This is a genomic window from Thermorhabdus hydrogeniformans, from assembly GCF_049310025.1.
Lineage (GTDB): Bacteria > Bacillota > Thermosediminibacteria > Thermosediminibacterales > Tepidanaerobacteraceae > JBJYKD01.
Genome location: NZ_JBJYKD010000008.1, coordinates 35,021 through 56,281, shown reverse-complemented (window position 1 = coordinate 56,281; position 21,261 = coordinate 35,021). Strand labels below are relative to the sequence as shown.

General features: G+C 47.7%; 25 protein-coding genes. 12 read left to right on the top strand and 13 right to left on the bottom strand.

The features are described 5' to 3' along the window. Positions 1-8: 8 nt before the first annotated feature. The 7 genes from ACKX14_RS05750 to loaP form a co-directional block, all read right to left on the bottom strand. Positions 9-1,322, bottom strand: coding sequence for a nucleotide sugar dehydrogenase (locus ACKX14_RS05750; protein WP_422445700.1), 1,314 nt, complete (start codon positions 1,320-1,322; stop codon positions 9-11). A gap of 22 nt (positions 1,323-1,344) precedes the next feature. Continuing rightward, a complete protein-coding gene (locus ACKX14_RS05745) occupies positions 1,345-2,454 on the bottom strand; it encodes a DegT/DnrJ/EryC1/StrS family aminotransferase (protein ID WP_422445558.1) in 1,110 nt (369 codons plus the stop codon). A 39-nt stretch (positions 2,455-2,493) separates the two neighbouring features. After that, positions 2,494-2,904, bottom strand: a complete 411-nt coding sequence (locus ACKX14_RS05740) for a retropepsin-like aspartic protease family protein (protein WP_422445556.1) — start codon at positions 2,902-2,904, stop codon at positions 2,494-2,496. Then, positions 2,901-3,128: a hypothetical protein gene (locus ACKX14_RS05735; RefSeq protein WP_422445554.1), complete on the bottom strand. Its 228-nt coding sequence runs from the start codon at positions 3,126-3,128 to the stop codon at positions 2,901-2,903. The genes ACKX14_RS05740 and ACKX14_RS05735 overlap by 4 nt, the downstream gene beginning before the upstream one ends. A 91-nt stretch (positions 3,129-3,219) precedes the next feature. After that, positions 3,220-6,306 carry an O-antigen ligase family protein gene (locus ACKX14_RS05730; RefSeq protein WP_422445552.1) on the bottom strand — a complete coding sequence of 1,029 codons (3,087 nt, stop codon included), beginning with the start codon at positions 6,304-6,306 and terminating at the stop codon, positions 3,220-3,222. Positions 6,307-6,327: 21 nt separating this feature from the next. Beyond that, positions 6,328-7,635 carry a GumC family protein gene (locus ACKX14_RS05725; protein ID WP_422445550.1) on the bottom strand — a complete coding sequence of 436 codons (1,308 nt, stop codon included), beginning with the start codon at positions 7,633-7,635 and terminating at the stop codon, positions 6,328-6,330. Positions 7,636-7,922: 287 nt separating this feature from the next. Further along, a complete protein-coding gene (loaP, locus tag ACKX14_RS05720; RefSeq protein ID WP_422445548.1) occupies positions 7,923-8,453 on the bottom strand; it encodes an antiterminator LoaP in 531 nt (176 codons plus the stop codon). Between the two features lie 329 nt (positions 8,454-8,782). On the opposite strand from loaP, the gene ACKX14_RS05715 reads away from it, so the two are divergent. The 5 genes from ACKX14_RS05715 (at position 8,783) to ACKX14_RS05695 (ending at position 10,805) form a co-directional block, all read left to right on the top strand. Beyond that, on the top strand, positions 8,783-9,013 hold the full coding sequence (locus tag ACKX14_RS05715) for a ribbon-helix-helix domain-containing protein (protein ID WP_422445546.1): 231 nt from the start codon (positions 8,783-8,785) through the stop codon (positions 9,011-9,013). Next, complete coding sequence (locus tag ACKX14_RS05710; protein ID WP_422445544.1) at positions 9,010-9,417, top strand: type II toxin-antitoxin system VapC family toxin; 408 nt, start codon at positions 9,010-9,012, stop codon at positions 9,415-9,417. Before ACKX14_RS05715 ends, ACKX14_RS05710 begins: the two co-directional genes overlap by 4 nt. Before the next feature lie 209 nt (positions 9,418-9,626). Then, positions 9,627-9,908, top strand: a complete 282-nt coding sequence (locus tag ACKX14_RS05705) for a hypothetical protein (RefSeq protein WP_422445542.1) — start codon at positions 9,627-9,629, stop codon at positions 9,906-9,908. Next, entirely contained in the window at positions 9,901-10,392 is a 492-nt protein-coding gene (locus ACKX14_RS05700) for a type II toxin-antitoxin system HicB family antitoxin (RefSeq protein ID WP_422445540.1), read from the top strand. Before ACKX14_RS05705 ends, ACKX14_RS05700 begins: the two co-directional genes overlap by 8 nt. Before the next feature lie 5 nt (positions 10,393-10,397). Then, positions 10,398-10,805: a hypothetical protein gene (locus ACKX14_RS05695; RefSeq protein ID WP_422445538.1), complete on the top strand. Its 408-nt coding sequence runs from the start codon at positions 10,398-10,400 to the stop codon at positions 10,803-10,805. Between the two features lie 130 nt (positions 10,806-10,935). Here ACKX14_RS05695 and ACKX14_RS05690 read toward each other — a convergent pair whose 3' ends face one another. From ACKX14_RS05690 to truD, 4 genes are read right to left on the bottom strand one after another with little or no spacing between them, the layout of a single operon-like run. Further along, entirely contained in the window at positions 10,936-11,349 is a 414-nt protein-coding gene (locus ACKX14_RS05690) for a PIN domain-containing protein (RefSeq protein WP_422445536.1), read from the bottom strand. Then, positions 11,342-11,593 carry a type II toxin-antitoxin system CcdA family antitoxin gene (locus ACKX14_RS05685; RefSeq protein WP_422445534.1) on the bottom strand — a complete coding sequence of 84 codons (252 nt, stop codon included), beginning with the start codon at positions 11,591-11,593 and terminating at the stop codon, positions 11,342-11,344. The genes ACKX14_RS05690 and ACKX14_RS05685 overlap by 8 nt, the downstream gene beginning before the upstream one ends. 54 nt (positions 11,594-11,647) lie before the next feature. After that, on the bottom strand, positions 11,648-11,752 hold the full coding sequence (locus ACKX14_RS05680; RefSeq protein ID WP_422445532.1) for an AAA family ATPase: 105 nt from the start codon (positions 11,750-11,752) through the stop codon (positions 11,648-11,650). 41 nt (positions 11,753-11,793) lie between these two features. After that, positions 11,794-12,975 carry a tRNA pseudouridine(13) synthase TruD gene (truD, locus tag ACKX14_RS05675; RefSeq protein ID WP_422445530.1) on the bottom strand — a complete coding sequence of 394 codons (1,182 nt, stop codon included), beginning with the start codon at positions 12,973-12,975 and terminating at the stop codon, positions 11,794-11,796. A 515-nt stretch (positions 12,976-13,490) separates the two neighbouring features. On the opposite strand from truD, the gene ACKX14_RS05670 reads away from it, so the two are divergent. The 5 genes from ACKX14_RS05670 to ACKX14_RS05650 all read left to right on the top strand — a co-directional run bounded on the left by ACKX14_RS05670 (position 13,491) and on the right by ACKX14_RS05650 (position 15,922). Beyond that, positions 13,491-13,718: a DUF1659 domain-containing protein gene (locus ACKX14_RS05670; protein WP_422445528.1), complete on the top strand. Its 228-nt coding sequence runs from the start codon at positions 13,491-13,493 to the stop codon at positions 13,716-13,718. A 151-nt stretch (positions 13,719-13,869) separates the two neighbouring features. Then, entirely contained in the window at positions 13,870-14,094 is a 225-nt protein-coding gene (locus ACKX14_RS05665) for a DUF2922 domain-containing protein (protein ID WP_422445526.1), read from the top strand. Between the two features lie 136 nt (positions 14,095-14,230). After that, positions 14,231-14,386 (top strand): YvrJ family protein, encoded by a 156-nt coding sequence (locus ACKX14_RS05660; RefSeq protein ID WP_422445524.1) that lies wholly within the window; start codon positions 14,231-14,233, stop codon positions 14,384-14,386. A 17-nt stretch (positions 14,387-14,403) separates the two neighbouring features. After that, a complete protein-coding gene (locus ACKX14_RS05655; protein WP_422445522.1) occupies positions 14,404-14,913 on the top strand; it encodes a peptidoglycan recognition protein family protein in 510 nt (169 codons plus the stop codon). 211 nt (positions 14,914-15,124) lie between these two features. Beyond that, positions 15,125-15,922 carry a hypothetical protein gene (locus ACKX14_RS05650; protein ID WP_422445520.1) on the top strand — a complete coding sequence of 266 codons (798 nt, stop codon included), beginning with the start codon at positions 15,125-15,127 and terminating at the stop codon, positions 15,920-15,922. Between the two features lie 10 nt (positions 15,923-15,932). Here the strand turns inward: ACKX14_RS05650 and ACKX14_RS05645 are convergent, their stop codons facing one another. Together ACKX14_RS05645 and ACKX14_RS05640 are read right to left on the bottom strand one after the other, a co-directional pair. Further along, on the bottom strand, positions 15,933-17,105 hold the full coding sequence (locus ACKX14_RS05645) for an RNA-binding domain-containing protein (protein ID WP_422445518.1): 1,173 nt from the start codon (positions 17,103-17,105) through the stop codon (positions 15,933-15,935). Between the two features lie 46 nt (positions 17,106-17,151). Then, positions 17,152-17,991 carry a carbon-nitrogen family hydrolase gene (locus ACKX14_RS05640; RefSeq protein WP_422445516.1) on the bottom strand — a complete coding sequence of 280 codons (840 nt, stop codon included), beginning with the start codon at positions 17,989-17,991 and terminating at the stop codon, positions 17,152-17,154. Between the two features lie 464 nt (positions 17,992-18,455). Here ACKX14_RS05640 and ACKX14_RS05635 point away from each other — a divergent pair, with 464 nt between their 5' ends. Together ACKX14_RS05635 and ACKX14_RS05630 are read left to right on the top strand one after the other, a co-directional pair. Continuing rightward, positions 18,456-18,611: a hypothetical protein gene (locus ACKX14_RS05635; RefSeq protein ID WP_422445514.1), complete on the top strand. Its 156-nt coding sequence runs from the start codon at positions 18,456-18,458 to the stop codon at positions 18,609-18,611. A 39-nt stretch (positions 18,612-18,650) separates the two neighbouring features. Next, on the top strand, positions 18,651-20,915 hold the full coding sequence (locus ACKX14_RS05630; RefSeq protein WP_422445512.1) for a YcdB/YcdC domain-containing protein: 2,265 nt from the start codon (positions 18,651-18,653) through the stop codon (positions 20,913-20,915). Positions 20,916-21,261 lie beyond the last annotated feature (346 nt).

The window sequence follows — 21,261 nt, the reverse complement described above, 5'->3', positions numbered from 1 at the left end:
TTGTTCACCTACAGCCTGAATATTTTTGGGTCCCGTATATTTTTCAGGGCGTTGCGTGTGTCGAGGATTAAAGGGGAGTATTTATATATAAGGTTGTAATCGAATTTTCCGTGGTCGGTGGTTATTATAACTAAATCAAAGCTCTGGAGGGTTTCGGGGGTTATTCTTTTGGATTTATAATTTTTCCCATTGTGTGCAAATTCGGGCACATAGGGGTCGCTGTAGGAAACCCGTGCGCCATTTTTTTCCAGGAGTCCGATTATCTTGAGGACAGGGGTCTCCCTCATGTCGTCTATGTCTTTTTTGTAGGTCACGCCCAGGATGAGGATTTTCGCGCCTTTCAGGGGCCTGCCGGAGGAGTTCAGTATTTCCACGGCCCTTTCCACGGTGTATGATGGCATGTAGTCGTTTATCTCCCCGGCAAGTTCAATGAATCTCGTGTGGTAATCGTATTCCCGGGCCTTCCACACCAGGTAGTAGGGGTCTACGGGGATGCAGTGGCCGCCGATGCCGGGGCCGGGATAGAAGGGCATGAAGCCGTAGGGTTTGGTGCTGGCGGCTTCGATGACTTCCCATACGTCAATGCCCATCCTGCGGCACAGGATGGCCGTCTCGTTGGCCAGGGCTATGTTCACATGGCGGAAGACGTTTTCATATATTTTTTCCATTTCCGCCACTTTGGGGCTGGATACCTCGAACACTTCGCCCTGAAGCACGTTTCGGTAAAGCTCTGCAGCCACTTTGGTGCAGGCGGCGGTAACTCCGCCCACCACCTTGGGGGTGTTTTTAGTCTTATACACTTTGTTGCCGGGGTCCACCCTTTCGGGGGAATAGGCCAGGAAAAAGTCTTCGCCGCACACAAGGCCAGTGGACTCCAGGATGGGTTTGAGCACTTCCTCCGTGGTGCCGGGATAGGTGGTGCTTTCCAGTACCACCAGCATCCCTCTGTGGAGCCTTTTTGCTATTTCCCGGGTGGAGTTTTCCACATAGCGCAGGTCGGGCTGTTTGTATTTATCTATGGGGGTAGGGACGCATACGGCCACTGCATCGAGCCCGCCTATTTCGCCGTAGTCTGAAGAGGCTCTCAGGTGGCCGGATTCCACCACATCCTTTAAATCTCCGTCCAGCACGTCGCCTATGTAGTTTATGCCCCGGTTCACCATGGAAACCTTTTTTTCCTGTACGTCGAAGCCGGTCACTCTGTACCCGGCCTTGGCCTTTTCCACGGCCAGGGGCAGGCCGACGTATCCCAGCCCGATGACGCCTATTTTTGCCGTTTTGGCCTTTATTTTATTCAAAAGCTCGCGAGCCGTGGGATTCAGTTCTGCGGTTTTTTCAACCATGTCAGTACCTGCTTTCATAAAATTTGCGGATTTGTAAAGCTATATGTTCCATGTGCTCTTCGGGAAGCTCCGGGTAAAGGGGGAGGGAAATGTTTTCTTTGCATAAGGTTTCGGCTGCGGGCAAATCCCCTTCTCTATACCCCAGGCCTCTGTAGACTTCCTGCAGGTGCAGCGGCAGGGGGTAATAGATGCCCGTAGGGATGCCTTTTTCTTTTAAATAGGCGGAAAGCTCGTCCCTTTTCGGGGCCCGGATGGTGAAAAGGTGATATACGTGGCGGCCGTCTTTTTCCTCGCCGGGAGTTTTAACGGGGGTGTCTCTTAAAAGTTCGGCGTAAAGTTTTGCCTTTTTTCTCCGGGCATCGTTCCACCGGTCTATGTATTTTAATTTAACTCTCAGCACCGCCGCCTGGAGTTCATCCAGCCGGCTGTTGTACCCTACCAGAGAATGTATGTATTTTTTTGTACTTCCGTGCACCCTAAGGAGACTTATCTTTTGCGCCAGTTCATCATTGTTTGTGACAATCATGCCGCCGTCGCCGTAACCTCCCAGGTTTTTGGTAGGGAAAAAGGAAAAACACCCTGCATGACCTATGGAACCGGATTTTCTGCCTTTATATTCCGCGCCGATAGCCTGGCAGGCGTCTTCTATGACGTAAAGATTATATTTTCGAGCAATAGCCATGATTTCGTCCATGGGCGCCGGGCGGCCAAAGATGTGCACGGGGATGAGGGCTCTGGTGTTTTTTGTGATTTTCCTTTCTATATCTTCCGGGTCGATGTTGAAGGTGTCAGGATCTATGTCGGCAAAGACAGGTTTCGCCCCCACCCTTGAGATGCATTCTGCCGAGGCAAAAAAGGTGTATGGCGTTGTTATAACTTCATCGCCGGGACCGATACCCAGGGCTTTGAGCGTGAGCACCAGGGCGTCGGTGCCGTTGGCCACAGATATGGCGTGCTTTACGTCGAGATAGGAGGCCATCTCCTCTTCAAATTGTTTTACGTTGGGGCCCATGATGAAGCAGCCGCTCTGTATCACTTCCGATACGGCGGAGTCTATTTCATTTTTTATGGTTTCATACTGGGCTTTTAAGTCTAAAAAAGATATTTTCACTTTAGTCGCTCCCGATAATTCTTTTAGTATAATGCATATCTAGTCAACTTTATTCTCTATTTTCCTTAAGACTAGCTTATTTCTGCTAAACAATATTTCTATATCGAAATTTCTTAAGATATTTAAACCCAGAACGCCCAAAGTATAGCTTGATTCAGGGAAAGTATGTGCATATACTTGCACATTTTCTAATATATGATTGCCAATCATAACCCTATCAAGATTTACTATGTTGACATATTCTACATTACTTGCTGTTATAACTCTTGCTTTTTTCTTATCATCAAAATCATATCCTAGATTATATAGTATATCTTTGGATATTACACTCATGGTTGCTCCCGTATCAAGGGTTATGAGCATATTTTCGAATTTTTTTAATCTTTTATTCCATAAAAATATATTGACCATTATTAAGTTAGCGTTGCTATCAAAATTGATCTCACTCATAATAAAATACTAACCTCTTCCGGAATTTTTCCAGCATATCTTATTGAAGTCATGGAGGGTTCATCTTTGTATTTCAACATGCCTCTTATTACTTCATCCCGGCTCTTACTATGGATGACGACTTCACCCCCAATTAAATTGGCATTGTCATCGGTTTTGCAATTTATCATAAAGACCCATTCTCCATTATATTTGATATTAATCTCCTGTATTGTCTCAAACATGCTATCAGCCTCCTTTGCTTTATTATTTATGTTCCAACACTTACATTATATCATTTTCATCTTTTGTTTTAAATGGAGGCATAGCTGTCATTTATTCCATCCATATTTCAATGGCTTTAATATTTATATAATTCCCGGGAGAACCTTGTATGTCCAGTCTCATCCATTGTTTGCCCGCGGTTATGTCCTTTGTGGTAAGGAATGTTCCCGTTATTTTTGAAGGTTCCTGCGATAAATTAATTTCTTTTAATTGATATTGAAGGCTTTTACCTTCCCGCGAAAAGACGTTGAGTATTATTTTTTCCTTAGGGATACTGCCGCCTGCAATAAGGTTAATGGTATACAGGTTTTGGGGCTCGAGTGAAATATCTTCCTTAGTAAATAAATACGAAGGCCCTTCACCGTCGTTTGTCATCTTTGAGAAGCCCCCGGTGATATCTATATTTAACAGCCCTTTTTCGGAATTTGAAATCCTCCAAAGGTCGGGAATCCCATTGTGGTCCGCATCTATGCTGAAGTCGGAGGCGAAAACCAGATTTCTCAGTTTTCTGTAATAGTTTTTATCATCTATGTTTTCCGCCAGCAGTTTTGCCTTATACACATAAAGCATGAGCTTATTTGTAACTTCCAGTTTTTCCGGGGCGTTTTGAGGGGACTTCAAGTTCAGTGCGGATATCTTATCGAATATGCCCTGAGACTTTTTTATGATGCCTAACGCCTCGTCTTTTTTGCCCTGCCTTATATATACTTCCGCAACTTTTTCGTAAGCGTCGGCCAGGTCTTCCCATGCGTTTATGTTATAGGGGTTGAGTTCCGTCACTTTTTCAAGGGCGGCAAGGCCTTCGGGGAGTTTACCCTTTTGCAGGTAAGAGGCCGCAAGCTGTGCCCGAAGTTTTGGGTTGTACGGGTCCAGATTTACGGCCGTCTGCCTGTCCTGTTCGGCTTTTTCTATAAATGACGCGTTGTTCATCTGCCTTCCCATTATCTCTTCCAGCTGGGCAAGGTCCGCCCTGAAAGAAGCGGTCAGAGGGTCGTACTTTGCCGCTTTTGCAAAGGCGTCCCGGGCTTTCATGATGTCCCGCTGCTGTATATAGGCTACCGCCTGCTGGCCGTAAGTGTAGCCCTGATACAGGAAGAAAGAGCCGATGATAAATATGCAGGAAACAACGGCGGCCGGCCACAGGTTGAACACCGGGGCTGAATCTTTCAAACGCCTTTTCTTTCCGGATGAGCTTTCTTCGCTCTGCGCAGGTGAATTCGCAAATGAATTTAAGGAAATTGAATTTATAATCCCAAAAAGGCTCCAGATATATAGTGCGACGGCTCCCAGGGAAAGGTTGAAGTCCACAGTGCTGTGGCCGCCCAGGGCAACGGCTCCCGACAGTGCGCCCCATGTGAGTGCCCTGATTCCGGAGTCCAGGTCGGATTTCATCACTCTATATGCAGCCGCAAATACGGCCAGCCACAGGGCTATGAGGGCAAGAAGGCCCACCGTGCCGGTCTCCACCCACAGCTGCAGGAAGAAGCTGTGGACTTCCGTGGTAAAGTATCGGTAAGATTGATAGGCGAAGTACACAGACTTCCACCCGCCGCCGCCGGTCCCAAAGACAGGGTGGTCTTTGATTATCTTTAAAGCATCTTTGTAAAAAGCCATTCTTTCAACGACGCTTCTATCACCGGCGCTTATGCTGGATATCCTGCGGCTGACCGCCTGGGGGATGTATTTATAGGCAAGGATCAGGCGCCGTGATGAAGACGGATTCCCCGCCTCATACAATTCCGCATTGCTGAATGCAGCGGCGGTGCCGGGATAAAAGTTGCTGAACCCGATGTACAGGCTCTTTGTATCGGGCCTGGTGGTAAAAGTGATTTCTTTTTCTTCTCCGTTCAATCCTTCTTTTATGTATTCATTTAATATCCGGGTTTGATTTTTGTTCTCATCCTCGCTGTTTATAAATACCGCCGCGCCCCACTGTTCTTGTTTTTCCCCGGGTGTGGAAGATATGGTTACTTTCAGTGTGTACTCCGTATCGGGCTTCACATCCTCCACCGGATACCATGCGGTCTTCCAGCTTTCGGGCTCATCCTTCGCATGGGAAAGGGTCAGCGGCGCTTCCGTGGTAAAGGCTATATAGCCGCCTGCTCCCGCAAGGGCGGCGAATACGATAAGAGCTGCAATGACCGCCTTCGGTCTAATGTGGACGACAAACCGCTCGCTCATCTTTTCTGCCGCATAAAACAGTATGAGGGCCAGTGCCGCCCCCGCCGCATACCACATCCATGCCCGGCCTTCCTGCGCGGCGGATACGGCCGAACCGAAGCCTGGGGAGGCGACTATTGCGGCTGTAAAAGTTTCCAACGAATATCCCAGGGCTTTCATGCGGTGTTCGCCCGGCATTCCGATAATGAGGATCAGAAAGAACACCGGGAACATGAGCCAGGCGGCCCTGGAAAGGGTGAACAGGAAGCAGAGAAAAAGGGTGTAGTTTATTAAGGAAGCTATTCCCCTCTGCCAGCGCCGTCCGGCAGTGGCCCACAGGGATGTGGATATCATGAAAGCGGCGGTGAGGTATGCCGCCAATGTATTCGGGTACTGGATGGTGGAGTTTATCCTGCCGCCCACGAAGGCCCCGTTGTATGTAAAGGTGCCAGCTGCAGCCCCTATGCCGATGAAAGCCACTCCGAAGGCGGAAAGGACCATGGCCCAGAGGATTATCCCGGCATCTTCTCTGGTGCGGGCGATGTCGGATACAAGATAAAAGGCCATGAAGTAATTTATATATTTCAACAGTTCTCCCACCGCAAAGCGGATGTTGACTGCCGCAAAGATGGATATGAAATAGGCCCCCGCAAGGGCCAATGCCGCATAGTCGATGGGAGATCTGAATAATTTATTTTCCTTAAGTATAAAGCTTTTATACAATATCCATGCCAGAAATAACACGCCGGTGTATATATGGGTGGGCAGGAATTCCCTGTCGAAAAACATGCCCCTGAAGTAAGGGGGGTAAAGCAGGAGTATGATAAGTCCCGCGTATATTATGTAATACATGGTTCCCTGCCGCCGTAAGTCCCGCCTGTCGCCTGCCTGCCTGTTATCTCTTAGCAGTCTCGCTTCCCCGGCGGTGACGGCAGTCTCCGTTTTTTTCTGTTCTTTCAGCTTCTGCTTTCGTCCCATTATACCGCTCCTCCGGAATCTTTACAGACCGGCTGGTTTCGCCGCGCCCGCGCTTTCAATCTGCCCGGACTTCTGCCAGTAGTCCATGAAGAACACCACAAACACGCCTACCATGAGGCCCAGGACCATGGCTACGGCCACATTAAGGGCCTTCTTCGGGGCGACGGGTTTTTCGGGCACTATGGCCGGAGACACCACCATGATGTTGGCGTCACCTATCTTGCTGGATGTGGTGATGCGGGCCTCCTGGTATTTCTCCAGGAAGGTGTTGTACGTATCCTGGGCTATGGTGTACTGCTGCTGCAGGCGGTTATACTCCGTCTGCCTTTCGGCAAGGAGGGCCTGGAGGTTTTCCAGTTCAGCCTGGGTCTTTCTTATATTTTCACTGATGGCGGCCTTGCGGGACATGATGTCCGCCAGGATTACTTCCAGTTCCGCCACTTTATTGTTTATTTCCGTGTAGCTCTCATTTATCTCCTGGCTCTTCATGGTGAGGCCTGCCGCGCCGGACACTTTTCCTCCGGCCTTCTCGGAGACAAGACCCGCCATGACGGGGTCGTCCATGACGGACTTCTGCAGGTCGAGGACCCGTGGTTCTTTCGCCAGGCGTGCTCTCGCGCTCTCCAGTGAAGCCCTGGTGGCTTTTTCTTCCACATCAAGCTCCACAAGCTGGGTCTTAAAGTCGGTGATGAGCTTGAGCTTTGCCTCGATGTCCTGCTGCAGTTCGTTTATGCTCTGGGGCCTCGCCATGAACTTTTTAAGCTCTTCTGTGGCGGCCTCCAGGTTTTTCTGCTCCTCCTGCATCTGGGCTTTCAGGAAGGAGGCGGACTTGCCCATCTGCTCTTTTATGACGTTGGAGAGAAAGTCCACAAACTTCGGAGCCAGGGTATTGGCTATCTTTGCGGCCATGCCGGGGTCTTTGTCTTTGACGGTGATGCGTATAAGGTTGGTGTCCTTGACGGCCTCAACGTCTATGGCCTCTTTGAGGGAACTCAGGTTGTATTTTTCGGGGTCAAGGTTGAGGTCTTTTATTACCTGATTCAATATGTGCGGGTTGGTCACCTGCACCCGGTAGGTCTCCAGCGTCATCTGGGGATATTGAGACAAATAGCTTAAAAGGGTGTCATACGCGCTTTCCTGGCCCGGCGGCGGGGTCTTCGGCACCAGAGGCGAGACCATGAGCGTCGTCCTGGCTTCATATGTTGGAGGTATTATGAAAAAGCTGAATATGCCGCTCACCAGCATAGCGGTTATTGTAACGGCGGCTATAATCCATTTCCCTCGAAGCAGCACTTCGATGAGCTCTCGCAAGCTTATTTCTTCTTCCATGACGTTCCTCCCCGGCGAATTTTGGGCGCATATAAGCGGCAAGGGCCAGGCGCCCTTTTTTTATCAAAATGTCTCGAATTACATTGACTTTATTCATATTTCTACACCGGGGGTGAAATTTCCTCCCTGCTGGAAAAAATTTTATTGTTATGAATTTGCACACAGTATGGGGCAGTTTTCAGTAGAATTCCGCTTTAAAAAAAGGCATAGATTACCCCCACGGGCCTGTCCAAAACAGCTCCCGGGAGGTAAGGCATATTTTCCAACTCAAGGGCGCCGAAACAGCCTCATGAGTTAACTATAGAGTCATACCGTTCAAGCACAATCAATCCCAGTTCCACTTTTTTGCCCTGGCCCAGCAGTTCCAGGGCCACCTTCGCTCTGCCTTTCCTCCGGTCCACATCGATGATGTAGCCCCGGAGGTCTTTTAAAGGGCCGTCGATGATCTTTACTTTGGTCCCCACCTTTATGCCTCTAGAAAATTCTATAATCTCACAATCCCTGGTGAGGCGGAGGATGGGGCGCATTTCTTCATCGGGAACTTCGGCTGGTTCACAGTCGGCTTTCAGCAGGTCCACTATGCTGGGTATCTGCTTTATCCTGCGGTAGGTCTCGGATTTCATGTGGGCTTTGATAAATACATAGCCCGGAAAGAGTGTCCTTATGACCGTTCTTTCTATACCGCCTTTTCTCTCTTTAAGCTTCCTGGCGGGTACAAGAGGCTTTACTTCATGCGATGGAAAACAGTGTTCGAGGACTTCTTTTACCCTTTTTTCTTTACCGCTTTGTGTGAAAATAACAAACCATTTTCTATTCAAGCCTCATACCCTCTGCCATTTAATCTTAGTTAACAACAGGTAATAACAGGAACAGTGTTTAGTTATTCGACATTATAAATCATTTTCCTCCTTTTGAAATAAATTTTTTAGGAAAATATAACCTGTGTTTTATTTTATCAGCAGGCCTGCTCCGGCAGAGGGATTTTTTTGCTGCGCTTTTTGTTTTCTTGCATGAGGGCGTCGATGTGCCACAGAAGAGATTTTTCGGGTGATGCGCAATCGCTGTTTCTATTGTTTAAATTTTGATTTATTGATATAATATAGTTGACATATAACATATATTATATTTCTATTGCGGGGGTGAGCAAATGCGCAAGACCATGGTTTATTTAAATGAAGAACAATTTTTCGCATTGAAACAAATAGCCAAACAATCAAACAGAAAAATGGCTGAATTGATCAGGGAAGCCGTAGACAACCTGATCCGGGAAAAAAATAAAAACAAAAATTATTTCCGTTTTGTGGGAATAGGAAGCGGAGAAGTAAATGGAAGAACCTCCGAAAATGTGGATGAGGTATTGAAGGAGGTTTTCAAGTGATTTTTATCGATACCGGTGCATTTTATGCGTTGGTGGATAAAAACGACGCGAATCATTCCCGGGCGTTAAAAATTTACAAAAAGATTGTTGGAAAAGAGTTATTGTGTACCTCTATACCTGTAATGGTGGAGACATGGTTTTTGTTGAACAGCCGGCTGAATTCTTTTTGCGCCGATGAATTTTTAAGGTCGACCAGCGACGGCCTTTTTGAACTGTTGCCCATGGATTTAAATGATGTGAATGAGGGGTTGAAGATAAAAGAAAAATATGGCGATTCGGGCTTTAGCTTCGTAGATGTCATCTCTTTTGCCCTTTGTGAAAAACACGGAATTAGGAAAGTGTTTACGTTCGATAAACATTTTAACATTTATAGGCCATTTTCGGGGCCTTTTATTGTTCTCTGAAGCCTGGCGCCGGCGCAATTTTCAGCTATATCGAAGCGAAAACCCGCATATTTTGTCAAGAACATATAAAAACAACGAACGAAATACATGGAAAATACTTGCACAAATATAATTATCATTAAATTTTAAAGATTTTTTAAGGCATTGACTTTTTATGATAATGTGGTATCATATATAGTATCATATTAAGTTGATTAATGAGGTATTTTATGGGCCACTATGAAAAACTTTATATAAAAATTAAACACAACCCACACAATGTAATGTTTGATGATTTAAACAAATTAATGACCAAAGTAGGGGGATTTAATTTAAGAGCAGGTAAAGGTGACCACATTGTTTACTCACATCCTGATCTTGAGGATACTATAATTATAGTAGATACTCGCGGCCGTCATAAACCTTTGAAGCCAATTTATGTTAAAAAGTGTATAAAATATTTTGAACAAGTCAATCCCAATTTTATGGATAAGGATGATAAAGATGAATGAAGAAAAAAAATATGGTTTAAAGATTAGTCTTTTGTCAGAAGAAGATGGAGGTGGATATTTTATTGAAGTTCCAGATCTTCCTGGTTGCATGACTGATGGTGATACTCTTGAGGAAGCTATTCAGAATGCAAAACAAGCTATAGATTCCTGGATCGAAGCTGCAAAAGCAGAAGGTAAACCTATACCTGAACCTTCTTACTATAAGGATGAAGATGAATATAGTGGTAAATTAACTATTAGAATTCCCAAAAGGCTTCATAAAGAATTAGCTGAAATAGCTCAAGAAGAAGGAATTAGTCTAAATCAGCTAATTTTATATGCTTTATCTAAAGAAGCTGGGAGAAAAGAAGTTTCTGCAAGCTCAGAGTTTACTTTAGATAAATCTGACAATTTAATTTTTACTCATATACAACATTATGTATGGTCAATGGATAAAAAGAAAAATCTTCTTTTTGAACCTCAATTTAATCCTGCAAGGTGGTGATATAAATGGAGAAGCAAATTCCTTCAATATTTTCTAAAATTAAAGGACGCATTATTAATTTGCAATCATTAAATGTACAAAAAATAAATGATAAAAAACCTAGATTAAAAGAAGAAATTAAACTTGAAATTAAACCAACTACTAATTATGTTATAGAAAATATAAATGATACTGAAGTAATAATCAATGTATCCCATGAATTAAAATTTGAACCGCAATTGCTTTTTATAATTAATTTTAATATGGATATTAGATATAAATTTAAAGAACCTATAGATGAAACGGAAATAAAAAATAATATAAATGAACTAGTTGCTCCATGCGGCCCCTATATTTCTCTAATTACTAGCTTTTTATCTGAGAAAATAATAGGTGAACCATTTATAATTCCACCTACTATCAGTGTAACATAACATTACCTCCTGATTGCTTTTTCGTATTTATTAAACTTTAATATTTTCTGATACCAAACTGTGGAGAAAAAGACTATTCTATATAGAAGCGAAAACCGGAGCCAGGTCAATTACAAGGTCAGGGAAATTATTATTGGTTTTTCGCGATTAATTCTGTTAGTTTCCAAACTTCTAACTCCGGTATTGCTAAAAAATGTTTGCTGTTGGTTGTCAAAACCGGCGATTCTAACTGCCGGGCCGTGGATGCTATGACGGCATCAGCAAAATCTATGGTGAATCCCTTATATTTTAATTCTGCGAGGAGTTTGCCGCTTTTTTCTGCAAGCTCTCCATTTAATGAGATGAGTTTAAATCCCTGCAAAAATTTTTTTGTGCTTTCAACTTCATCCGGCTTTGCTCCCTGCCATATTTCAACTACCGTCACCGCCGATATGGAGAGGATAAAACGCTGGGCCAATCTTAATAAAAGCTGTTTTACTCCGGGTATATTTCTCAGATGGGAAATAAGCACCCCGGTATCCAATATAAGATGTCTTTCACTCATGGTGTTTTCTCCATTCAGATCGGATTTTCCGTACAAAATCATCTATCTCCTGCAAGTTGGAAAGCTCGGGATGGTTTTCTTCCCTCCATGCACCGGCTCCTGCCTCCAGCGCGCGGCGCAGATTCTCTCTGGCTACATATTGGCGCATGCCTTCGGTGATAAATGCGCTGACATTATCCGTAAGATTTTTTATCTGGACTACCAGGTCTTCCGGCATTGTAATGGACATCTTTACGGTTTTCATGATATCACCTCTGGTTAAAGAGTAATACTTTTTTATCTTACTGTCAAGTAATCTTTAATATATGCTCGGGTGGGAAAATGCGCAAGAAGTTTTGTCTACATAGAGATATCCTTCCTCCCGCAGGCTTTTGAAGTTGGAGATGCCGTAAGGGATTTTCATAGGATCACTCCCACCTTCGGTGTTTTCTGTCTTTAATGGTATCATACCGGGTCAAAAAGGGCAATTCCGACGGACTTTATCAGCATGGTGGCGAAGGAGCCGGGAGGAAGGGTGAATTTTAGTTTGAATTTGAGATGGCCCGGGTATATGTCATCGTCTTCAAAGGGGCCTGCGTAGAGGTTCTCGGGGAAGACTACCGCAGGGCGCAGGAAGGATTTGAAGAAGGATTTGCGGATTTTCTTGAGGTTGAAGTCCGAGGGCTTCACGCCGCGGTCCGCCAGGACTTGCTCTACGGCCGCGTCCACCTCCGGGGCGGTGCGGGGAATTTTGTATGATACGGTTGGGATCTGCATATCCCTGAATGTCCGGAGTTCCTGTTCGCCGAGAGTCCGGTAAAAGTAGTAGTTCATTATCTTCCCCTTCACTTCTACAAGGCCGTCGATGTTGTTCTTCAGAAGTTTTTCCAGGGCTTTGTTCCACAGGTAGCTCTGGTAGGCGGAGAAGTACATGGAAAGCTCTTCTTTTGGGATGGCGTTTACGGCCAGTACCAGTTTCTGTTTGCTTTCGCCCCCGGAGAGGATTTTGGCTATCTCTCTTTCCGACGCTTTGCGGCAAAGCGGAAGGATTTCCTCCCAGTTTCCCCAGAGTTCTTCTATCTTCTTTTTCCTCTCCTTTTCTTCCCTTTTGTCCTCGGGGTGTGCCGTGGTGAAATACAGTTTCAGGGCTCCCCTGTAGTGCTTTTTTATTATCCTCTCGGCCAGAAATTCTTCGGGATTTTGCACGCTGCCGAAGCGCTGGTCGTCGAAGTAGTTGGGAAAGCCGGAGCGGTTTACTTCATCCAGGCGCCGTAAGATACCGTCTTTTTCATGCGGGCTTATTTTCCTCAGGGTGATCTCGAAGTAGTTTCCCCTCAGGATGGCGGGCGATATGTAATCATCCGCAAAGCCCGTGAAAGAAAGCTCCACATTGGGCATGTCGAAGGAAAGCTCGTATTCCCGGGGCACCGAGATATACTGATAGGTCAGGGCGTGCCTGTCCTTCCGGCCGCCGCAGCCTATCTTCGCCACGGGCACATGATTTTGCCTTGCGATGGCGAGCAGGGCGTCCATGGTGTTCCAGTGCCTTTTTTTCAAAAGGTAGATGCGGTATCTGCCGCCCGCCTTGTATTCCAGGTCTACCTGCTCTTTTACTATAAAGTCTTCGGGCTTAACTTTTATCTTCAATGTCATCATCCTTATTTATGCATGTATTATACATGCGGTTTATGCGTGAATTGTATTCTCCGGCAGGTTTGTGCTCCTACAATTCCTTTTCTTCGGCCTGCCATTTTTATTTTATGGTTACAGCTATAAATTATCAAGGAAAATATAAATATTTAAATTTAAATATTCATCATGATGCTGGTGCGACGTCTTTATGGACCCGGGCCGGGTGGGCCGGATTTTTTTATGCGGTGCGGGCCGGGCGGGTTTTATTTTTGCAGGGTGAAGCTCCGGCCGGTGCGTTTTTCGGCCGGGCCGGAGCGGTCGGGCCTCGTCCGGGGTGCCGGGAGGAGGCGGCCCGGCTTTTTTGTTTTTGGGGAGGGGCGGATATAATGAAGGTGTAATTCGGGACGGCCCCGGAAAATATGGCAGGCGGGCTCGCGGGAGGTGGGAGACGGCGGCAGGCCAAATTCCGGTATACGGCCCTGAGCTGCGGGCCCGAAGGGGCCGGCGAAAAAAGAAGGAGGTGAAAAGTCATGGCGGTTATCGTCACACCTGTGGATTCGTCGCTCCAGATCATAGTGCAGACGGGGGTGGATGAAAACAACAAGCCCGTCTACAGGACCAGGTCTTACGCCAGGGTGAAACCTTCCGCCGCGGACCAAGACCTGATGGATGTGGCAAAAGCCCTGGCGGGCCTCCAGATTCACCCGGTAAGCGCCATCCGCCGGGTAATGGAGACCGAACTTACCGAGCAGATTTAACCCGCGGACGCAAGACCGTGTAACGGCCGCCTTCCAGGCTTAGGATGCGCCGTAAATTTGTGAGGCGGCCAGCGGTAAGGGATGCCGGGCTTTCCCGGGCCTGGCGTCCCGAGGTCCGGCGGGCAATACCAAAAGAAGGAGGTGAATGCAGATGGACAGAAGCCTTGAGATGATATTTCAGAACGCCGCCGGGAAAAACGCCCGGATCTCTGTGGCAGACCCGAGGGAGGATCTGACCCCTCAGGAGGTTCAAGCCGTCATGGATACGGTGCTGGCCAAAAACATATTCAATACCACCGGCGGGGATATGGTGAAGGCCCTCAGCGCCAGGATTGTAATAAGGGACGTGGTGGAATTGATTTCCCAGGTGCAGTAAATGCTCTCTCAGCCGGGTGCCCGGGCAGCGCCCGGCTGTAAAACATTGATGCGTTTGCGTCCGGAAGCGGCTTTTCCGTGAGCGGGCGGCACCGGAAGCTGCTTTTGGAGCACGTATTTTAAAAGGAGGGGTGAACATGGAAGACCTTCTGGCTCAGGTGGCCAACGTGGGATTCCCCATAGTGGTCTCCATATACCTGCTGGTGCGGGTGGAGGCCAAAATAGAAAGCCTTACCAGCAGCATCCACGAGCTGGCAAAGGTCATAGAGGGAATAAAAACAGTGAAGATATGAAAAGAAAGGGTGAGATTATGGAGAGATTGTATCCAAGGTACATCGTGCTGCACCACACCGCAGGCCCCGATGCGCCTCTGCTCGCCGTAGACGGCCATCACGCCCGAAGGGGGTTCGGAGTGGAGATAACGTCGCCTGCATCCCTGGTGGACGAATATATCGAGCGGGGATTCAGGCGCACCGATAGAGGGGTGGTGGTGAGCATCGGCTACCATTACCTCATCCGGGCCGACGGCACGGTGGAAAAGGGGAGGCCGGATTTTGCCCCGGGGGCCCACTGCCGCGCCGGGGGCATGAATTTCAGGGCTCTGGGCGTGGCCCTTACAGGGAATTTTGACTCCGCCGACAACCCGGACGGCAAAAAGGGCCACCCTGAACCCACGGCCGCCCAGATTTTATCATTGAAAAAGCTCCTTTACCATCTTATGGATGTATACCAGATTCCCAAAAGCGGCGTAGTGCTTCATAGAGAAGTCAAGGGCGCAGCCACCCGCTGCCCGGGGGACAGATTCCTGTTTGCGCTTTAAATCCAGGACCTTATAAAGAGAAATCTAAAAGCCATATAACCACTTTACGGCAAACGCTGGATGCTGTATCGGGCAGGCTGACCGGCATGCGGGTTTAAACCCCGTTTTATTTTCAGCTTGACATCGAACAGATGTTCGTATTATAATAGGTTTGCAAACGCCTTCGCCCCTTTATTTTTCCGAAAATTATTTTTTCTACGGAGGTGTCGTGTTGGTGTTGTCTGTGCTTGAGGATGTCCTGGATACCGGCCTTGCCGCTATACTGCCTGTATACGAAGGCGGCAATGTGACAAAGCTCATAGCCTCCGACGGCACTGAATTTATAGAAAAAAGGACCTGCAGGACGGTTCTTAAGAATATCGCCAGACTTTACGGTGCGGACCTTGCGGCTATAAGAAAGCGCTATGGACGGCAAATAAATAAAAAGCACGTGGTCCCCATCCCTTTTGGTTCCAACCTGGTGCTTATCCCCATAAAGGTCCGGGAAAGACCCCTCGGTGAAAACGACGGCACTCTCGGGTATATAAATTTTCGCGATATAAGCCGGGTGGAAGAGGCTGGAGGCGGAGCTTCATACATCACATTAAAAGGCGGCACCGACGTCCACGCGCTGGTGAGCTGTCAGACGGTGCGGGAGTATATGAAAAACGCCCTGCTTGTTGAAAGCCTCTATATTGCCACGCACTTTCAGGGGTGCGCGCCGGCGGTCGAAAACGCCCACACGGTAAAAGAAGGCGGCAGCACGGCAAAATACGGCGGCAGAATCCTCCGGCTGAAAAACCGGCGGCTCTCACCGGTACACCGTGAGCAGGCCGAAGGAAGGTATCCAAGAAAATCCGCCGTTTACACAAGGTCGCCGGAGTTTTTGCCGCCACCTGACGGCTCGCAGCAAACCGGCGGGTGTGCCGGGGAATCCGCAGCCCCCGATGATGAGGCCTTGCTCAGGGCGTATCTTGCGGAACTGCTTTTTCAGATTCTGCTCATGCAAAAAAACCGGGCCGAAAGTTAGGCCCGGTTTTTTATTTTTCCGGGATATACCGCCTGTGGAAGACGACCCTGAACTGATTCAGGTTGACATCTTCGATTAATTCCGGTTCCTGAAGGCCTGCAGCTTTGCACTCGGCAATCATCCGCCTGATCCCCGATCCTATCCCTCGATAGGGAATTTTCAATTTAGGGATGAACGATAACAGAATGGGATTCCTTGCAATCTGGATGCCCTGCTTTATACTGTCTACAGTTGCCGTATTCGGAAGTTTACCGGGACTTATGATTTCCACCCTGTCCTCAAAAACAAATATTCTTATGCTGCTGTCTATAAAATAATCCCTATGGACCAGGGCGTTTACCACGGCTTCTTGCAGGGCTATTTCAGGTATCTCCAAAATCCCGGGAAGATTTACATTTTGTCCCAGCTGCACTTTCCTTAAGTTTCTTTTTAAAAAGGCCATAGCGTCCTCATATTGTTTCAACAGTATTCCTTCGATATTCTCACTGTCGAGATAACGCGTTAAGCTTACATCGTTTCCGGGAAATGCGACGGCTTTTATTATGAACTGCGGCCTTATCAGCGCCGGCCTCCGGCCGAAGAGCATTAATCCAGCCAGAGTTAACATCCCGTCTTTCATTAGTTTAAGGTTGTTTAATAATTTTTCTATAGAAATATAGCTTGATTCAACGGAAACTCCATATTCACGCTCATAAAAATCTCTAAATATAAACATATCCAGATCTTCAATGGAGGTGCCCGGTACAATCAATTCATCGGCATATATACCGCCGGACGCCTGCATAAGACGTCTTAATTCTTCTCTGGAGGCTCTTCGCTTATCCGCTCCTACTTTTATCCAGTAGTCGGTCTTGTTGGCGGCATATGGCTTATTTTCACCACGAGGGACATTTATCGCCACAATAATTTTGCCTTCGCATACAAGGTTTTGGGTAAATACACTGAGAGGGGGCTCCAGTTTGGCGGATGCGGCATTCGATATCATCTGGTTCAATTTATTTACATCATCAACTCCTATTAATTCTCCCCGATCAGAGACACCCACCAGTATGAAACCGCCTTCGGTGTTGGCAAAAGCGCATAATTCAGCCGCCAGCGCATCGATGCTGTCTATTCTGGCCTTAAACTGGGTTTTCGAATCTTCTCCTTTTTTTATAATCCGCAGAAGCTCCGCGCAGTCCAAAACCTTCAACTCCCTCCAATGCATAAATTCGGGTGGGCCTTATCCCTCAGTACAGCTCCGGCCGGCGGTCGCCGAAGACCGGTATCTGCCCCCTTACGTGGTCCACAAGGCTCAGATCTATCGTAGTTGTCAGAATGTCCTCCCTGTCGTCACCTTCTATCAGCACTTCGCCCCAGGGGTCTACCACCATCGACATGCCGGGGTATTCGCCGCTTTTATCCCTTCCCACCCTGTTTACCGCCACGACAAAGAACTGGTTTTCTATGGCCCTCACGATGTTCAGAAGCTTCCAGTGAATCTCGCGGGGTTTGGGCCACTGGGCCGGCACGAAGAGGACCCTGGCGCCGTCCAGGGCCAGCTTGCGCACATATTCCGGGAACCTGATGTCGTAGCATATGACGACGCCGCACGGAACGCCGTCCAGTTCAAAGGTTGCGGTTTCTTTTCCGGGCTGGAGGTATTTGTCTTCATCCATCGGGCGGAACCGGTGGACCTTGTCATAGCGGGCTATAACCCTGCCCTCCCTGTCGATTATGTATGAGGAGTTGAAAACACCTTCATCTTTCCCGGCTTCCGAAGGCGCTTTTCCCGCAGCGAAAGGCCTTTTGTCGGCGATGGACCCGGCCACGATGTTTACGCCCTCCCTTTTTGCCGCTTCCCGGAGCAGGTCGATGGTGGGGCTTCCGTCCCTGTCGGCGGTCCTGTCAGCGTTTAAAAGGTCGTAGCCGGTGTTCCACATCTCAGGCAGCACCAGCACATCGGGTTTCTTTTTATCTTTTAAGGCCTCCTGAATGAGGCCCATGGCTCGCTTACGGTTTTCCTCCGGGTCGCCGAAGGCCACATCCATTTGAATGAGGGAGATCTTGAGCTTTTGACCCTCGCCCATTTTTTAACACCCCTTTTTTTAAATTATATATCACATTTGTGCAATTTTAAATGACTTTATTCAGTTAAGGCCAAACCCATGCCGGGTAATAGGGCTTGTCAGAAAAGTTATATAATTATTGATTCGGCATTACTTTGATGGTAAGATATATTTTACAGAAGGTGTATTGTAATGGGACTGGAACCGGGCAATGTTGCGGCCTCCGTGATAAAATTATATTAGACAGATTGGGACGGAGGCTTTTTCATACGTTCTTTCATACTTGTTTCAAAAACTTTCTTTCAAAACTTATTTTGCTTCTTATTTTACCAAATTCTTTTGCCTTTTTCACATGCAGATGCCGCTGCTTCTACCCCACAAAAGCCTTTTATCGTGGTTTTAAACTATCACCACATCATCCCGGAACCTTATCCGGATGGCCGACACTACAATTCGGTGATTAACCCTCGAGATTCGAAACGCAGATGAAATACCTCTATGAAAACGGCTACCACACGGCTTCCATTAAAGAGGTGGAAGAGTTTTTATATAAAATGGTGCCGTTAAGGTTCCTTTCCGAGGTCATGGGCTTTGAGGTGAAGTGGTATGCCGGGCAAAAGGTGATTGAAATATTAAAATAACAAAAATATCAAAATAATAACCATAAGGAGGTTTTTTTGATGAAAAAAGGTTTAGCGTCTCTGGTGGCACTGGTGCTGGCGGTATGTCTCGCCTTTCCCCCGTGGGCTGCCGGTGCGCCGTCCGGCGAATCCGTAAAGGTTATGGCGGGTGACGCACCCGCCGGCAGCGACTCCGGGCAGGGCGTCAGGGTTTCCCGGGAAAAAGCCGTCGAAATAGTGAAAGGCCTTTTTAAAGTGCCGGAAGACCTTCGCTTCGACGTATACTTAAACACCGACTGGCAGCCGGGAAATAGAAAAGTGTGGAGCGTCAACTTCTACAGGCCCTATTCTTCCATCTACGCCGCCGTGGACGCCTCAAGCGGCGAAGTCATATCGTTCAGCAAAAATGCGGAATGGCCCACGCCTTACGGCAGGCGAAAGGCGTTCCCGGCGAAATACACCCGTGAGGAGGCCATGGTTTTCGCCGAAAACTTTATCCGCAAAGCCGCGCCGGACAAAGTCTCAAAGGTGGAACCGGCGACCGAAGGGTATTATTACGGCCCAAAATACGCCGGCATCTTCGAGCCCGCTTCTTATTTTTTCCGTTTTAAGAAGGCGGGCGGCATTCAGATGCTCGATTACTTCGGCGAGGAAGGGATAAATGTCACGGTCGACGCCGTAAGCGGCGATATAACCGGTTACAACTTAATATGGCAGGATGAAGAACCCTTAAAGGAAAAAATCATAACCCTGAAAGAAGCTCAGGATATATATAAAAAATACCTGGGGCCGGAGCTGGCATACGTCCGCGGTTTTGATGAAACAAGCGGCAGGCCTTGCGATACGGCCCGCCTCGTGTACGTGCCCGGGAGGCAGTTCTTTACATGGCCACCCGCCGTCATAAGGGCAAAAGACGGTGTGCTGATTGACTACGGCGGCACGGAAGTCAAAGAAATCGAACCCATAAGTGAGCCCGACCCGTCCGGTGCAAAAACGGTGGCGCCGGAGTTTTTGAAGTCCCCCATTTCAATGAATGAAGCCCAAAAAATCGCCGAAAAAGAGCTCCAAAAATTCGGTCTCGAAAACCTCACGCTTCAGCCTTTCAGCGAAGCCGGCGCTCCAAATCCCGAAAATTTATATGTCTTTTACTTTTACTCAAAAGAAGGCGGCGCGACAAACGCCAATGTCACCGTCAACGCAGCCACCGGCAAAATTCAGGGTTTCGGCTACTGGAAAAACGCCGGACGGCTTCCGGCTGACAATGAAAAATCCATCACCTGGGAAGACGCAAAAAATAAGGCTGTCGACTTTTTGAAAAAATACCTTCCCGACAAAGCCGGGCAGGTAAGACTCATAAGCTATAAACCGGGCGAAAATGCTATGAATTTCAGGGCGCCGGATACCGTTTATTCCTTTAACTTTATCAGGCTTGTCAACGGCATACCCTATACTTCAAACATAATAGGTATAAGCATCGACTTTAAAGGAGAGGTTGCAGGCTTTAATTACGGCTGGGACGAAATCGTGTTCCCCGCTCCGGAAAAAAACATCATTTCCCGGGAAAAGGCGGCCGATGTGCTGTTTAAAGAAGCGGGGCTTGCCCTGTCGTATATAATGCCGAAAATGTACGGATATGCCGGCCGCGAACTCTCTCAAAATTCATCAGAAAAGATTCTCGTATATGCACTGAAGCAGACCTCCGGCATTTCTTACATAGATCCGTATACCGGAAAACCGTTGAATTACGTGTTTAAAGAACCCTCACCCTCAACGCCGCCTTCAGAGTCGGTGCGGATAAAGGGCGAGACCGGAAGTCGAGAAGCAAAACTTCTGCTCGATCAGGGGATATTCGACCCGGCCATTAAGACGATTGAACTGGAAAAAGAGGCGACCCTGAAAGATGCGGTTAAATTCTTTGCGCTGTGCATGGGGATCGGGCCGGAAGAGCCGCCGTATATGCCGGAAGGCGCCGGAAAGGGCTCTCAGCCCGCTGAACCCGATAAGCGTTATATAAATGCTGCGGTAAGGCACGGCCTCATCACCGGCGATGAGGCAAAAAGCCTCGACAGACCCCTTACGCGGGAGGAACTTGCAAAACTTGCGGTGAGGTTCCTCGGTTACGGGCCCCTTGCGGAAAAGGGCCGGGTGTTCAAACTGGACGCCGCCGACGCCGCGGATGTGGAAGAGGGCTATGAAGGCTTTGCGGCATCCTCCCTGGCCCTGGGGATCATGGAAAAGCTGCAGGACAAATTCATGCCGAAAGAAAAAGTGACCTTCGGCTCCATGATAAAGACCATTTACAGGGCGGCGGAGCTCCTGCAGTAGACCGAAAACAGTATCGCGGCAACATCGCCGGAAAAAGTCAAAAGTTTGTATGCCTGCGGCGGCACAAAAAACCGGAACCGCTTTATAACCCCCGGGGCGCAAGCATAAACGCCCCGGGATTTTTTTTGCCGTACAGAAGTATGCGGGCGGTATGGCCTCTAAAAAGGAACACAAAAAAATCAGATGCATATTATATGAGTAGAAAGCGGTATGAGGAGGGTTGTCACATGGCCGAAGTTGTAAAAAACGATGATACTGCAAAGCACGTCGTTTTTCCGTTCTGGTGGATTATTATACTGGCTGTAATAATAATCCTGCCGATTTTCCTGATATTCTTAATCTTTTA

What these genes read in the sequence shown, in the direction of transcription:
- ACKX14_RS05665 (WP_422445526.1), top strand. Translation starts at nt 13,870, where the DNA reads ATGGACAGAAGCCTTGAGATGATATTTCAGAACGCCGCCGGGAAAAAC.
- ACKX14_RS05730 (WP_422445552.1), bottom strand. Translation starts at nt 6,306, where the DNA reads ATGGGACGAAAGCAGAAGCTGAAAGAACAGAAAAAAACGGAGACTGCC.
- ACKX14_RS05635 (WP_422445514.1), top strand. Translation starts at nt 18,456, where the DNA reads ATGAAATACCTCTATGAAAACGGCTACCACACGGCTTCCATTAAAGAG.
- ACKX14_RS05660 (WP_422445524.1), top strand. Translation starts at nt 14,231, where the DNA reads ATGGAAGACCTTCTGGCTCAGGTGGCCAACGTGGGATTCCCCATAGTG.
- ACKX14_RS05740 (WP_422445556.1), bottom strand. Translation starts at nt 2,904, where the DNA reads ATGAGTGAGATCAATTTTGATAGCAACGCTAACTTAATAATGGTCAAT.
- ACKX14_RS05655 (WP_422445522.1), top strand. Translation starts at nt 14,404, where the DNA reads ATGGAGAGATTGTATCCAAGGTACATCGTGCTGCACCACACCGCAGGC.
- ACKX14_RS05705 (WP_422445542.1), top strand. Translation starts at nt 9,627, where the DNA reads ATGGGCCACTATGAAAAACTTTATATAAAAATTAAACACAACCCACAC.
- ACKX14_RS05670 (WP_422445528.1), top strand. Translation starts at nt 13,491, where the DNA reads ATGGCGGTTATCGTCACACCTGTGGATTCGTCGCTCCAGATCATAGTG.
- ACKX14_RS05700 (WP_422445540.1), top strand. Translation starts at nt 9,901, where the DNA reads ATGAATGAAGAAAAAAAATATGGTTTAAAGATTAGTCTTTTGTCAGAA.
- ACKX14_RS05690 (WP_422445536.1), bottom strand. Translation starts at nt 11,349, where the DNA reads ATGAGTGAAAGACATCTTATATTGGATACCGGGGTGCTTATTTCCCAT.
- ACKX14_RS05725 (WP_422445550.1), bottom strand. Translation starts at nt 7,635, where the DNA reads ATGGAAGAAGAAATAAGCTTGCGAGAGCTCATCGAAGTGCTGCTTCGA.
- ACKX14_RS05640 (WP_422445516.1), bottom strand. Translation starts at nt 17,991, where the DNA reads ATGGGCGAGGGTCAAAAGCTCAAGATCTCCCTCATTCAAATGGATGTG.
- ACKX14_RS05680 (WP_422445532.1), bottom strand. Translation starts at nt 11,752, where the DNA reads ATGAAAATCCCTTACGGCATCTCCAACTTCAAAAGCCTGCGGGAGGAA.
- ACKX14_RS05715 (WP_422445546.1), top strand. Translation starts at nt 8,783, where the DNA reads ATGCGCAAGACCATGGTTTATTTAAATGAAGAACAATTTTTCGCATTG.
- ACKX14_RS05685 (WP_422445534.1), bottom strand. Translation starts at nt 11,593, where the DNA reads ATGAAAACCGTAAAGATGTCCATTACAATGCCGGAAGACCTGGTAGTC.
- ACKX14_RS05630 (WP_422445512.1), top strand. Translation starts at nt 18,651, where the DNA reads ATGAAAAAAGGTTTAGCGTCTCTGGTGGCACTGGTGCTGGCGGTATGT.
- ACKX14_RS05695 (WP_422445538.1), top strand. Translation starts at nt 10,398, where the DNA reads ATGGAGAAGCAAATTCCTTCAATATTTTCTAAAATTAAAGGACGCATT.
- ACKX14_RS05735 (WP_422445554.1), bottom strand. Translation starts at nt 3,128, where the DNA reads ATGTTTGAGACAATACAGGAGATTAATATCAAATATAATGGAGAATGG.